This is a genomic window from Pontibacter sp. FD36, assembly GCF_015686655.1.
Taxonomy (GTDB): Bacteria; Bacteroidota; Bacteroidia; order Cytophagales; family Hymenobacteraceae; genus Pontibacter.
In genome coordinates this window covers 23,785-38,035 of record NZ_JADPMP010000003.1, presented here as the reverse complement: position 1 = coordinate 38,035, position 14,251 = coordinate 23,785, and the positions used below count along the sequence as shown (strand labels likewise).

General features: G+C 50.4%; 10 protein-coding genes. 7 read left to right on the top strand and 3 right to left on the bottom strand.

What is annotated here, in order from left to right; all coding sequences use genetic code 11:
- Positions 1-104 precede the first annotated feature (104 nt).
- Positions 105-2,258 carry a histidinol-phosphate transaminase gene (hisC, locus tag I0P70_RS04905; protein WP_230392007.1) on the top strand — a complete coding sequence of 718 codons (2,154 nt, stop codon included), beginning with the start codon at positions 105-107 and terminating at the stop codon, positions 2,256-2,258.
- Positions 2,259-2,261: 3 nt separating this feature from the next.
- Here hisC and I0P70_RS04900 read toward each other — a convergent pair whose 3' ends face one another.
- From I0P70_RS04900 to I0P70_RS04890, 3 genes are all read right to left on the bottom strand, one after another.
- Positions 2,262-2,825 carry an NUDIX hydrolase gene (locus tag I0P70_RS04900; RefSeq protein WP_230392006.1) on the bottom strand — a complete coding sequence of 188 codons (564 nt, stop codon included), beginning with the start codon at positions 2,823-2,825 and terminating at the stop codon, positions 2,262-2,264.
- 107 nt (positions 2,826-2,932) lie between these two features.
- Entirely contained in the window at positions 2,933-4,030 is a 1,098-nt protein-coding gene (locus tag I0P70_RS04895; protein WP_196115067.1) for a glycosyltransferase, read from the bottom strand.
- Between the two features lie 40 nt (positions 4,031-4,070).
- Positions 4,071-5,180: a glycosyltransferase gene (locus tag I0P70_RS04890; RefSeq protein WP_230392005.1), complete on the bottom strand. Its 1,110-nt coding sequence runs from the start codon at positions 5,178-5,180 to the stop codon at positions 4,071-4,073.
- A 406-nt stretch (positions 5,181-5,586) separates the two neighbouring features.
- Between I0P70_RS04890 and I0P70_RS04885 the strand changes: the two genes are divergently transcribed.
- From I0P70_RS04885 to I0P70_RS04860, 6 genes are all read left to right on the top strand, one after another.
- A complete protein-coding gene (locus tag I0P70_RS04885) occupies positions 5,587-6,180 on the top strand; it encodes a histidine phosphatase family protein (RefSeq protein WP_196115066.1) in 594 nt (197 codons plus the stop codon).
- A 249-nt stretch (positions 6,181-6,429) separates the two neighbouring features.
- On the top strand, positions 6,430-9,525 hold the full coding sequence (locus I0P70_RS04880; protein ID WP_196115065.1) for a TonB-dependent receptor: 3,096 nt from the start codon (positions 6,430-6,432) through the stop codon (positions 9,523-9,525).
- A 20-nt stretch (positions 9,526-9,545) separates the two neighbouring features.
- Positions 9,546-10,913, top strand: a complete 1,368-nt coding sequence (locus I0P70_RS04875; RefSeq protein ID WP_196115064.1) for a RagB/SusD family nutrient uptake outer membrane protein — start codon at positions 9,546-9,548, stop codon at positions 10,911-10,913.
- Positions 10,914-11,056: 143 nt separating this feature from the next.
- The gene (locus tag I0P70_RS04870) at positions 11,057-11,449 is read left to right on the top strand and encodes a BlaI/MecI/CopY family transcriptional regulator (protein WP_196115063.1); all 393 of its coding nucleotides are present in this window, start codon (positions 11,057-11,059) and stop codon (positions 11,447-11,449) included.
- The gene (locus I0P70_RS04865) at positions 11,433-12,872 is read left to right on the top strand and encodes a M56 family metallopeptidase (RefSeq protein ID WP_196115062.1); all 1,440 of its coding nucleotides are present in this window, start codon (positions 11,433-11,435) and stop codon (positions 12,870-12,872) included. Before I0P70_RS04870 ends, I0P70_RS04865 begins: the two co-directional genes overlap by 17 nt.
- A gap of 102 nt (positions 12,873-12,974) precedes the next feature.
- Entirely contained in the window at positions 12,975-14,237 is a 1,263-nt protein-coding gene (locus tag I0P70_RS04860; protein WP_196115061.1) for a TonB family protein, read from the top strand.
- The last annotated feature ends 14 nt before the right edge of the window (positions 14,238-14,251 follow it).

Sequence of the window (14,251 nt, the reverse complement as noted above, 5' to 3'; positions counted from 1 at the left end):
TCACTTTGTTATCATTTTTTTATGCTTAACCATCATTTAAAATATAATATACATTTTTGAATTGCTATATTGCAATGCAAAATCTTATGCCGCTACAACCTGCTATGGAACAGAAACGCCTCCCTTATCAAGCTGCAACGAACGAAAACTTGTTTGGATCATCTCCGCAGGTACTGGCCGCCATGCAACAGGCCCTCACCAGCATCCATGGCTACCCAACACCCGATGCAGCCGACCTGCGACACGCGCTTTCTAAGAAACTGGGAGTACAGGCAGATGAGATCACAGTAGGCAGCGGCTCGGCGGAGTTGATTTCGCTGCTCGTGCGCCGCTTTTGCGGTTACGACAAAGATGGAGAAGTGCTGACTTTCACACCCTCCTACCCACTGTATTGCCAGGAAGCCCGTGCACTGCGCATCCCCTGCACCGAAATCCCACTTACAAGTGCTTTCCGGATTGACATGCAGGCTTTTATGCGTCAGCTGCGCCCCTCTACACGGCTCTGTTTCATCTGCAACCCCAACAACCCAACCGGCACTTATCTCACATCCGCTGAGTTGGAGGAGGTACTCGACCGGATCCCTGCACATGTTACCGTTGTGGTAGATGAGGCTTACATAGAATATGTTACAGCTCCTGACTGTGCTGATGCCGTGTCGATGCTCTCCCGCTACCCAAACCTGGTGGTGCTACGCACCTTCTCCAAGGCCTACGGACTAGCCTCCGTCCGCATCGGGTACATGATCGCGCAGCGGCACCTGATTGAGCAGGTACACGAAGTAAAACAACCCTACAATGTAAACCAGCTGGCACAGGTTGCCGCACTGGCTGCTTTGGACGACGAGAACTTCCTGCACATGACCCTAGAGGCCACACAGGCCGGCAAAACCAAGCTGGAGCAGGCGCTGCAAAAGATAGGCGTACAGTTCTGGCCATCACAGAGCAATTTTCTGCTGCTGGATGCCGGTGGTTACAGTGCCGATGACATACACAGCTACCTGCTTGCCAACAACATCCTAGTGCGTCGCGCCGACCACCATACCCTGCGCCTGACTATCGGGCCTGACGAACATCAGCTATACCTCCTGCAAATGCTACAAGAATTACTACATCCTTCCCGCGTATACGCCACACAACCGCTATTAGCACAGGTGCTCGACCTGGGCTACCAGGTTCAGGACCAGCCTGAAGAGGCCGTAGTTAATGCACACGACTTATTGAACAGAGCTGCTGAGCAGACTGGTGCAGAAGGCCGCATTGTGCAGGCATTTGCACGGGCCCTGGCATTGCGTTGTCAGCAAAGCACAACGAAAGCGTCAGGCAACCTGTACGCCTCTAACTTTGGGGAGATGGACATGATCGCAGCCTTCAATGTGCTGGTGACAGCTACGCCGCTAGTTACATTCGGGCACCGCTTTGCCAATCACTCTATACTTTCTGCTATTGCTGGTAAGTCATCGGTATACCTGCTCGACTTAGGTATAGGCAGCGGCTTGCAGTGGTTTCACCTGATGGAACAGCTGGCAGCTTTGCCGGGCGAGCGTCCAGCTTTGCATCTCACAGGCATCGACATACCGGACCACAGCAACCCTGATCCGGCTTATAAACTGCAGGCAACAGGTGCACGTCTGGCTGCGCACGCCGAGCGGCTCGGCCTGGACTTCAGCTATACCTATGTGGCTACCCGCCTCGAGGACTTTGATCTGCAGTCGCTTGAGATTGACGCTTCGCATAACCTGATCGTGAACGCGGCACTCACCCTACACCACCTCGCCGATGAACTGGTGGCTATACCTGACCAACGTGATCGCGTACTGCAACAGATACGTGCATTACGTCCGCAGTTGCTCACCCTGACAGAGCCTGACTCAGAGCATAACCGCCTCGACTTCCTTCCACGCCTGCGTGAGTCGCTGCGTCACTACCATACTGTGTTTGATGTGCTGGATACGCTGTTACCGGCCAATATGCCGGAGCGCCGTGTGATTGAGCAGGAGTTTTTTGGCAGGGAGATCCTCAATGTGGTAGCTTTTGAAGGAAATGACCGCGTAGAGCGCCACGAACGACTGGATGCCTGGCAGCACCGCCTGACACGCAATGGGTTTAAACCGGCTCCACTTCAGGTAACAGCAGCCCAAATTCGCCAGGAACTCGACCTGCACCCACAGTTCAGCCTCGCCCCGCACACGGCAGGCTATACTTTGCATTGGAAAGGCACCAACATCATTGCAGCTACTGCCTGGCAGGAAGATCAGTAAGCTTTAAGCACCCAGCTTCCGGAGAGCGAGCAGGCAGAGGGCAATAGAACCGGCCACGTTGATCTTTCCGCTCATGATCATCTGCTCCACCTCCTGCAAAGGCACCTTCAGGACCTCGATGTGCTCACTCTCATCGAGGTCCTGAGCAGCTACTTCGCGTACGTTGCGGGCGATGTAATAGTAAATTTTATTCGTGTCTTTGGTCGGGTTGTCAATCACCTGCAGCACCGATTCTATGTCGTCGGTGGTATAGCCGGTTTCTTCCAGCAGCTCCCGTTTGGCCGCCTCCAAGGGATTTGTTTCATGCGCATCGATCACGCCACCGGGTAGTTCAATAAAGATATCGGAAGCAGCATGCTTGTACTGTCGCACAAACAGCACGTGCCCATCTTCGGTCAACGGGAAAGTCAGCACCACATCCGGCCGCACACTCACAAAGTAGTCGTCCATCACATATCCGTTAGGCAGCTCCACGTGATCGCGGCGCAGGGTATACCATTTATGTTCAAATACCACCTGCGACTTCAGTGTCTTCCAGCGTTCTATTCCTTTTTTTGTCATTGTCATGTAATCGTTAGTGCAGTCAGGCGTGGCTGCGCTCTGCACAAAAAAGAGCCATACCCGCTTGCCAGCAAATCGGGTATGGCTTCCTATTAATTAAACTCAGTTCAGTATCAGCTGATCGTTTCCAGCTTTGGCTCATTCGAAGTATTCAGGGACATCAATTCTCCCACATACGTTTCCAGTTCATGGGCACGGTGGGCGGCTGTGTGGTGTGCCATCACTTTGCGGCGGGCCCTTGTTCCAATGGCTTTGCGCTCCGAGGTACAAATCTCGCGGAGGTAGCGCAATGTTTCGGAGGCGCTTTTGGTAATCAGTATCTCCGATTCAGGCTCAAACAGCGACTCTATACCTTCCCAATAGTCCGAAATAACAGGTGTGCAGCAGGCAGCCGCCTCAAAGAGACGCATGCTCGGGGTATAACCAAACCTGCTGGCTCCGGAGCGGGCCAAGCTCAACGCAAAGCGCTGGCTGTTAAAGAAATCGCGGTGCTCAACCGGGGTCAGGTGATGCAGCATGTTGATGTTACCGGGCCAGCCCATGTCTTCAGGATACTTCGTACCAGCTACCGCAAAGCGTCCCTCTGGCCACTGCGCGGCCGCATCCACCATCAGTTTCTGCAGGACCGACTGTCTGTCTTCTGAATAAGCACCGAGGTAGCCCAGATCCCACTTGATCTCGCGGTACTCTTGATGGTATAGCTCCGGGTTAACTGAGAAGTAGAGCGGACGGGCCATGCTGGCACCGTACTTTTGCTCAAACAGCTCCAATGCAGGACCTCCTGTGCAGGATAGGTATAGGTCAAAGGCAGGAATAAGGCTCGCACTCAGGTAAGATGGCCCCTGGCCTTCCAGTTCTGTGAGGGTAGCAGGTGCATCCAGATCGTAAAAAGCCTTTATGCCCTTTGCCGTTTCTATTATCCACTTCCCAATCACTGAGCCTTCAGACAGACTCGAACCCATGATCACCAAATCAGCTTCACGCACTTGCTCCGTATACTGCTTCAGCTGTTCTAACGTAGCGTAAGTACCTAACTGGCAGAAGTCTGGCGCACCCAGATCAGCCGCGGCTTGTCGCTGAGGCAGTTTTCTCTCCAGAAACAACACATGGTGCGCATTGGAGTTGAGCGCCCGTACCAGGTTACGGTATGTGGTGGCATGGCCATTGCCCCAGGAAGTTGTAATGGAAAGGCCAAGTATAACGATGTTCATCTCGTTGTTTGACAATTTTTGGTAAAGATAAGCTAGTTTTTCATTTTGAAACCGAAACCGGTGCCTGAATCAGCTGCCCGTACAGATAACTGTAATCCTGGGCCATCTGGTCGGCGGTGTATCCATGCGAGCGCTTCACAGCCCGGCAAGCCATTATATTGCGGCAGAACTCATCGTCTATCAGGTTCTCGATCGCATCACGCAATTCATCTGCACTGTTTGGGTCTACGTAGCGGGCGGCATTACCCCATACCTCAGCCATGCTCTCAGTTTTGCCCACCACCAGGGCACAGCCTGACATGGCCGCTTCCAGCACGGTAAGTCCAAAAGGTTCATACTTGGCAGGCAATGCGTAGATCGACGCTCTGGATAGCCAATCAGACACTTCTTTGTTTGTGAGCTGCCCCAGGAAGTACACGTTTTCCAGCTCCATGGCTTCTCCTGTATCCGGATGCTTGCCTTCACCTGCTATGTAAACCGGCCACTGCAGGTCTGAGGCAATGTGTGCCAGCATGGAGATATTCTTGGCCTCGTCCCATACCCTGCCCAGGCTGAAAACGAAAGGCTCCTTACGCCCAAACTGAAAATACTGCTGTCCGCGACCGTTGTACACCACAGTGCTTTGCTTAAACGGACCATAGAGTTCTTCGGCCTGGTGCATCATAGCCTGAGTTGGTGCTACCACCACATCGGCTGCCTGAAGGCCTTTTCGCACCATTTCGCTGTATTTGTTCCAGCTTTTGGGAGCCTCCTCCTGCTTCACGGCACGCCACCATGACAGCACGCAGGAGTGGATGACCGCCAGCACGGGCTTGCCCCATTCCAGGCTGCCAAAGCTCAAGTGGTTGAGGTGGATCACATCCGGCTGCACCTGATCACGCAGCTCCAAAAGCCACTGACCAGCCTTCGCCACATCCTCCCAGGGATCATCCATCCACTCCAGCTTATACTCACTTTCATAAACCGTGAGATTGGCAATACTTTCAGCTTCAGCGCGCTGCTCTTCACTCATAGGATTTCCCATGGTGGCCAGGGCTACATTTGTACCGTGGCTTGCTACGGCTCTTGTTAGCTCCAATGCATAGGTCCATACGCTGCCAACCGTATCGGCAGTCATGAGGATCATCGATGGGTAATGCGGTGTTTTCATTATCTTTTCTGGTGTAGATATGTTTTACATCATTTTTTGGTTCGGGCCAATATTCATCTCCGCTAGGTTGCAACATGGCACTTAGAGACAGGTGTATGCCTATTAATTAATAGCCAGCCAGGTATAGATGAAGGCCAAAGGCTGGCCGGAAGATGTTTTTGAAAAATTGTACTCCCGCTGGGTGGTCCATGTCATGTGTTCCAGCAGTTGCTATCAGTGCCTTCTATTACGCGTGCAAGACAAATTCCGTTAATGCGATTTCAGGTTTTTTACATTTTTTTATCATGCCTATACCTTGCGATCTCTGCACCTGAAATGATGGATATAAGTTGAGTTGCAGCCTGGGGCCACAGGCATCGTGGAATTCTCTCTTGCGTATACACTGCTTAAACCAACCAAGCATGCCTTGACAGCACCATCAATCAGTACTCAGACCAGAAAGCGCATCTTCCTGATCCGTCATGCGCGGCCTATGGTTTCGAAGAAGGGCTACTTTAACAAGGCCGGCGCACGCAATTATATCAGTGACTACGATGCAGCGGAAGTAGAGCAGTTTGTCCTGGAACACGAGGCCATCCCTTACCAGGAGATCCGGCGGGTGTACTGCAGCACCCTGGTGAGGTCGCAGCTCACTGCACGGCAGATATTTGGTGATGAGGTAGAATTGATCGTGCGACATGAGTTCCGGGAGTTTGAGCGTCGTATATTTTCGCTCCCTCTTTTGCGACTCCCGATCAGGCTCTGGCTGGTGAGCGCCAGGCTGCTTTGGATGATGGGTATGAACAGCAAGGGAATAGAGACGTTCAGGCAGGCAAAACAGCGGGCACGTGAGGCAGCCACCTTTCTGGCACAGGAAGCTGAGCACAAGCCGCATGTGATCCTGGTGGCGCATGGCCTGCTCAACAATTTTATACGCCGGTACCTGCAGGACCTGGGCTGGAAGTCAGCCATTCACGAGGGCAGCGGATTTCTGAGCGTGGTGGTGCTGGAGAAAAATTAACCGATTCATAAGCAGGGTTTTGGGCACAGAACACCATCTTAACCCAAGTTCGAACATGAATTCTTCTGATTTCTAAGACTTTAGATATTTATTATAAACAAACTAGAATCTGTCCAACATTTTAAAGGAATGTGTTTATTATTTTTTTATATTTGCTAAATTAGTTAAGTCGGTTTTTTTGATTTTTCTTAACCAATTGGCAAGACTAATGTTAATTCCTAAATCAATTTTTTATCTAATTTAACTACTATGAAGAAGAGTATACTCTTGAGCTTCTTTTTAGTCCTGACACTGGTAAGCAGTGTCTGGGCTCAGACTCAAACTGTATCCGGTAGAGTAACAGCAGCCAATGATGGCTCTGCGCTCCCAGGTGTTACCGTGTTGGAGCGGGGCACTACAAATGGTGTTACGACCGGAATCAATGGCGAGTACACCTTATCGGTACAGCCAAACGCAACCCTGGTGTTCAGCTTCATCGGTATGCAGCGTCAGGAAGTGCCAGTGAATGGTCGCTCCACAGTTGACGTGCAGCTTGCTGCTGATGAACGTCAACTAAGCGAAGTAGTGGTAGTGGGTTATGGTACGCAGGAGCGTCGTGAGGTAACAGGCGCTACAGCCAAAGTGAAGTCGGAAGACATCCAGAACCTGCCGGTTGTTGGTGTTGACCAGGCACTGCAGGGACGTGCTGCCGGTGTGCAGATCTCTCAGAACTCTGGTACACCAGGTGGCGGTATCACAGTGCGTGTGCGTGGTGCTACTTCAATCTCTGCCAGCAACCAGCCGCTTTATGTAGTGGATGGTGTTCCGCTAACAACAGGTGACTTCTCTCAGTTAGGCTTTGGTGGTCAGTCTACTAACGCAGTAACAGACATCAACCCGAACGATATCGAGTCAATCGACATTCTGAAAGATGCCTCTGCCGCAGCCATCTACGGTTCGCGTGCTGCCAACGGTGTGGTACTGATTACAACCAAGCGTGGTTCTGCCCGTCAGACGCAGGTTAACTTCAATATGTACACTGGTACTCAGAACTACTGGAAAAAGCCGAAGCTTCTAAACTCTCAGCAGTATTCTGAGATCATGATGGAAGCCTTCGTGAATGATGGCTTTATTCCGGAGGGTGAGTATACGCCAGAGGAATTCGCTGACTTCTATTATGGTGGACTTGATTTCCCATTAGCAGATACGGATTGGGTGGATGAGATATCCCGCACGGCTGGTATCTCTAACTATGAGCTCTCTTTGAGCGGTGGTGACCCGAAGACGCGCTACTATGTGTCTGGTAACTACTTCGATCAGAAAGGTGTTGTAATCGGTAGCCGCTATCAGCGTTACTCTACCCGACTGAACCTGGACCACCAGGCAAATGATAAGTTCTCACTGGGCACCAGCATTCAGCTAAGCCGCTCAGACAGTGATCGTATCATCAGCGACAACTCCATCACCAGCCCCTTTGCCAATGCGCTGGCTGCGTCTCCGCTCTGGCCGGTTTTCACTGATGTAGAAACAAGAACTTACTCTTACCCTAACTTCTACTATACTAACCCGGTAGCGGAAGGTCTTGAAAATGATAACGAAACCCGTAACCTTCGTGCTGTTGGTAACGCGTTTGCGAAATACTCAATCATTCCGGGCCTCGACCTGCAAGTGAAAGGTGGTATAGATGTGCTGAATGTGGAAGAACGTCGTTACAGCGCCGCTAACTTCCCTGGTTCTACTTTTGAGGCGCAGGATGGTCAAGCCATTAATGCCACTACTACTGCTACCAAACGCTTGTTGGAGGCTACATTGGCTTATAACAAAACTTTCAACGAGGTACACAGCCTGTCTTCTGTGATCGGTGCCAGCAACGAGGACAACCAGATCCGCAGCGCCAGTGTAACAGGTGAGGGCTTTGCAAGTGAGCGTTTCCGTTACGTATCGAGTGCTGCCCGCGTGAACGCTGGTACAAACTCTGAAATCGAGTCTTCACTTGTTTCTTTCTTCGGCCGTGTGAACTACTCCTTCAGAGACAGATACCTGTTGGGCGTTAACTTCCGTGCTGACGGATCTTCCCGTTTTGGTGCGAACAACCGTTATGGTTATTTCCCGTCTGTTTCGGCAGGCTGGAGACTGATTGAAGAAAACTTCATGTCAGGTCTTGACTACATGAGTGAACTGAAGCTGCGTGCTTCTTACGGTGTAACCGGTAACCAGGAGATCGGTGACTTCAGATACCTGCCGCTTTACACAGGCGGTAGCAACTACCTTGACCTTTCTGGTCTGGCCCAGTCTCAGCTGGCCAACCCGGACCTGAAGTGGGAAACAACCAGACAGTTTAACGTAGGTACTGACATTGGCTTCCTGAATGGCCGTGTTAACCTGGCACTGGACTATTATATCAAGAAGACAGACGACCTGCTTTTTGCCCGTCCTATTCCAACACAGAGTGGTTTCTCTAGTGTGCAGTTCAACGTAGGTTCTACTGAAAACAAAGGTTTTGAAATTGCCCTGAACACAGTAAACATCTCTAACCCAGGCAATGGCTTCAACTGGACTACTGATTTCAATATTGCCCGCAACCGCAACAAGGTAACGTCGCTTTACGAAGGACAGGACATCTTCTACGGCTTCGGCGGTAACTCGCTTGTACTGCGTGAAGGTCAGCCAATAGGTACGTTCTACGGTCTGATCTCTGATGGCATCTTCAGCAGAACAGAAGATGTCCCGGAGTCCAGAGCAGTTGATAGAAACGGCAATGGTATTATAGATACACAGGCTGGTGACGTAAACTTCCGTGATATCAACGGAGATGGCATTATCACAGACGATGACTTCACCGTAATTGGCAACGCACAGCCAGACTTCATCGGTGGTCTGACAAACACCTTCCGCTACAAAGGCTTTGACCTGAATGTGTTCTTCCAGTTCTCTTACGGCAACGAAATCGCGATGCCATCGCGTCAGTACCAGATGCACCTTGGTGTGTATGACGACAACATGGTGGAGGATGTACTGGGCAGATGGCGCCAGGAAGGTGACGTAACAGACGTACCGCGTGCTACTTATATTGATGACAACTACAATGGCAGAAGCAACACTTCACGCTTTATCTATGATGGTTCTTACCTGCGCCTCAAGAACATGGTATTGGGTTATACCCTGCCTACTTCTGTTAGCGAGCGCCTGAGAATGAGATCACTGCGTGTGTATGCTCAGGCTCAGAACCTGCTTACTTTCACAGATTACCCTGGTTTCGACCCGGAAGTGAACTTTGCAGGCACCAGCAATACAACATTGGGTGTAGACTTCTACACAGTGCCTCAGAGCCGCACCATCACATTTGGTGTTAATGTTGGATTTTAATCATTAAACCGATTATCAAGATGAAAAAATATTCATACATATTGGCCGCAGCACTTGGTTTGAGTGTGATGACCGGCTGCGAGGAAAGACTGGAAGTGGCCCCGACCACACAGGTGGAGGCTGATGTTGCCGTAACAGATTTCAATTCATTGGACAAGGCTGCCCTTGGTGCTTACAGCGCTATGCAGTCCGAGGACTATTACGGTTACCGTTACGCCTTCTACAATGAGGTATACTCTGATAACATGGAGTTCATCGGTACATTTACCACTGACCTCGAGGCAACCAGACGTACCTTTACGGCTTCCAACCTACAGATTGACAACACCTGGGGTACGATCTATATTGTAATCAACCGTGCTAACACCGTTATCGCTCAGGCAGATAATTTGTTTTCAGCCGGTACTATCACAGCTGAGCAGCGTGATGCCATTCAGGGTGAGATGTACTTTGTAAGAGCGCTTGCATACTTTGATCTGGTGAAGGTGTTTGGGGGAGTACCACTTGAGTTGAATGCAACTACTGGCTTGCCAGACATTCAGTTCCTGCCACGCGCATCTGAGCAGGAGGTGTATAACTCCATCATCAGTGACCTGACCAATGCAGAGAACATGCTGGGCACTGAGGAAAGATCAGACCCTCGCCGTGCTTCAGGACTTGCGGCAACTGCCCTGCTAGCCCGTGTGCAACTGCAGGTTGGCAACTATGGTGAGGCACAGACCAAAGCCAACCAGGTTATCACAAGCGGCGCCTTCGAGCTGATGCCTACTTTTGCCAGCATCTTCACCACAGAAGGCAGCGGCAACAGAGAGTCCATCTTTGAGATCGACTTCACTACAAACGACCAAAATAGCCTGGGTTCATCCACTAACCCGAACACACCTGGTCAGAAATTCTACGTGCGTCAGGGCACTTACGAGGCTTTGCAAGCATCGGCTGCTAACGGTGACACCCGCTTTGAGTCAACTGTTCGCATTGAAGGCTCTGCCAACCGCCGCAGACTGCTCAAGTATGAAGACGCCGTGAATAATGCCGATAACGTAATTGTGATCCGTCTGGCAGAAATGTACCTGATCAGAGCAGAAGCTGCCATAAGACAGTCAAATACTGTTTCAGAGCAATCTCTTGAGGACATCAACATGATCAGAAACAGAGCCGGTCTACCTGATGTGGGTGCACTCTCTGTAACGGCAGCACTTGATGAGATTCTGCGTCAGCGCCGTCTGGAGTTCGTAGGTGAAGGCCTCCGCTACATGGATCTGCGTCGCTACAACCTGACATGCGAGGTGCTTGGCTTCTGCAACGGACAGGCTTTCCGTAACCTCTGGCCAATTCCGCTTCAGCAGATGGAGCGTAACCCGAACCTGGTAAGAAACGAGGGCTACTAATCCCTGATTTTTATACCTTATAAAAAATGGCTCCCCTTGCAGGGAGCCATTTTTTATTTAAAATATTCTCAAATAACTAAACATTTAGTTTGAAAACTAAGTAATTAGTTATATATTTATCTTATTAAACAGCCACAAGCCCTATGAAAGAACTCACCAAAGCCGAAGAAGAGATCATGCAGATCCTTTGGAAAATGAAAAAAGGATTCGTGAAAGATATTATGGAAGAGATGCCCGAACCTAAGCCAGCCTATAATACGGTATCGACCGTTGTTCGCATTTTGGAGAAGAAGGGATTCGTCGGCTACAATGCCTTTGGTAAGTCACACGAGTACTACCCGCTGGTGGCCGAGGACAAGTATAAGAGCTTTTTTCTGAGGAACTTCATGAGCGGCTATTTCGGAGGCTCTTTCGAAAAGCTTGTTTCGTTCTTTGCCAAAGACAACAACCTCGACGTAAAAGAGCTTGACCAGCTGATGCGTCATGTAAAGGACGACCTTAAAGAAGAGGACCAACGCGATGGAAACAATGCTTAATTACCTGCTGCAGTCGGCCATAGCATTGCTGGTGCTATACCTGTTTTACAGACTAGTGCTGCATAACCAGCCAGGCTTGCTTTTTAATAGGCTATACTTGCTACTGACTCCCCTACTGGCGCTCACTATTCCGCTGCTGGAATTACAACTGCCATTCCAGGCCGTGCTTCCCTCCACGGATGTCATACCTGCCATCCAACTGCAGGAAATACAGGTAACTGGCTATAATTCGACTGCACCAGCTACAGCACCACTCTTTACAACCGGCCAATGGTTCCTTATGCTGTACGGTGTAATTGGCCTTGTGCTACTCTTTAGGCTGGGCATGCAGGTGATCCGCATCCGGACGCTGGCGTCTGCCGCCAAACCGCTTCATTCATCAGGGTCTGAGGCAACCGTGCTCCAAACTGAAGGACAGTTCCCCTCGTTCGCTTTCCTGCACTATGTGTTCCTGGGAGATATGAAGCATTTGTCTGCGCAGGAGCAGCAGCAGATCCTTTCGCACGAGATGGCCCACGTGCGTCTGCGCCATACCTACGATGTGCTTTACTATGAGATCCTGACCGCTGTGCTGTGGTTTAACCCGCTGGTCTGGCTTATGAAAGAAGAGTTGCGTAATGTGCATGAGTTTCAGGCGGATGCGGAGGTACTCGCTAACTGCCAGCCACAGGAATACAGCTCGTTACTGGCCAAAGAGGCACTTTACATGGCGGGCATACCGGTGGGAAGTTATTTCCAGAAGCCGCAAGTGTTCCGCCGCCTGCGCATGCTGCAGTTGCATGGAAAGCCTGTAAACAAAGCGCGTCTGCTGCTTTCCCTGCCCGTAATACTCATACTGCTGGTAGCATTCTCAAGTAGCAAAGTAAGCGCTGATGTGACAACTCTCGTGGAAGAACCCGCTTCGCTGACGGAGCTGCTCGTAATGGCTCCAGCACGAAAAGCCTCAACTCCAATAGGCGAGCAGAAGCACGAAGGGATAGAGCCTGCAGCTGCGACGGCCAACGCAGCAACCACCGAATCGGCCAAAACAGTGAAGAAAGAGGTCAAGATGGTAGAACCAACTGCTACACCTAACATTGCGACTGAAAATGCCAATTCTGATGAAAAGCCCTATACCTATGTAGACCAGATGCCTAAGTTTAAGGGCGGTGAAACGGAGATGATGAAGTTTATGGCACGACAAGTTCGCTATCCAAAGAGTGCACAGGATGCAGGCGTAGAGGGACTGGTAGTGTTGAGCTTTGTAGTAGATAAGACTGGCGGCTTAAACGAAATAACGCTACTAAAATCGTTGCACGAGGACCTGGACAAAGAGGCCATACGAGTAGTAGAAGCCATGCAAGGTCAGTGGGATCCTGGCAGACAGAACGGTAAAACAGTGCCTGTCCGCTATACCTTGCCCGTGCGCTTCGCCATAAAATAATAGTTTCACCCTATTTTATACCTGCTAAACCCGGTTTAAAAACCGGGGCAGGGTCACTATTGCCTTTTCTTTCCTAAAACAGAACCATAAAACTTACATCTCATGAAAAACAAAAACTCAATCAAGATCTTACTGGTCGCTCCCCTGCTGGCTCTCTCACTCAACATCGGGTTGCAAACAGACGCACTTGCACAGCAAAAGAAGCCTGCAGGCGAACCCTACAGCTATGTCCAGCAAATGCCAGAGTTTAAGGGTGGTGAAGCTGAGATGATGAAATTCCTGGGCACCAACATCCAGTATCCTGCTATTGCTAAAAGCAATGGAGTGGAAGGCTTGACCGTGGTGACCTTTGTGGTAGAAACCGATGGTAAGATCAGTGAAGTAAAAACTGTAAAACCACTCAGCAAAGAAACTGACGAGGAAGCGATGCGGGTGGTGAAGCTGATGAGTGGTCACTGGTCCCCAGGCCGGCAAAATGAAGAGGTCGTACGAGTGCGCTATACCTTGCCCATCAGGTTTGCCCTGAGCGAAGCTGACCGTACCGCCGCAGCCAGTGTGGCCAATCGTATGCCTGCCTTTAAGGGCGGCACAGAGGCAATGCAACAGGCTATGCAGGCGCACCTGGCACTACCCGCCGAAGCTAAAAAGGAAAACCTGAATGCCCGTGTAGTGGTGAAGTTCTATGTTGATAAAGAAGGGCAGGTATCGAATGTGCGACTGGAAGGCACCAAACTGAAGAAAATGGTTGGGCCTGGCTCCGAACTGGATTATATGGACGCTTCTACTTTCCAACTGCAGAACAAAACTATACTGGCTAAACTATCAGAATCAGCTATGGCGGCCGTGAAAGCAACTTCGGGCCAATGGGAGCCTGCCCTAAAAAGCGGTCAACCTACCGGTGCTGAAGTAGTGCTGCCGGTGCAATTCCTGAGCTCAGAGTCTGGCCGTGGCAGCGAGAAAATGGGCGTGCCGACTATGACCAAGTATACCAAGCATTCTTATAAGATAGAAGAAGTAGATGTGAAGCCAACTTTTAAAGAGGGATCCTTTGAAAGATACCTGGCTAAAAACCTGCGCTACCCTGCCAATACTGACTTCGAAGGAGCCGTTGAGGTACACCTAATCATAAAGGAAGACGGTAAGGTAATCAGCATGTTCTCGGTAGGTATGGGAAAAGAGATGCATGATGCTATCTCTGGCACAATTCAGAAAACACAAGGTATGTGGAATCCCGGCAAGGTAGATGGCCAGCCTGTAGCGGTTAGTCAAAAGCTTACCATCCTCTTCGTGACAAACGACGGCTCAGGAAAGCCTGCAGACTCGAATGCAAAGAATGCCGATGTGGTAGTCACCAGAAAGAAATAAGCTATAAACACAAA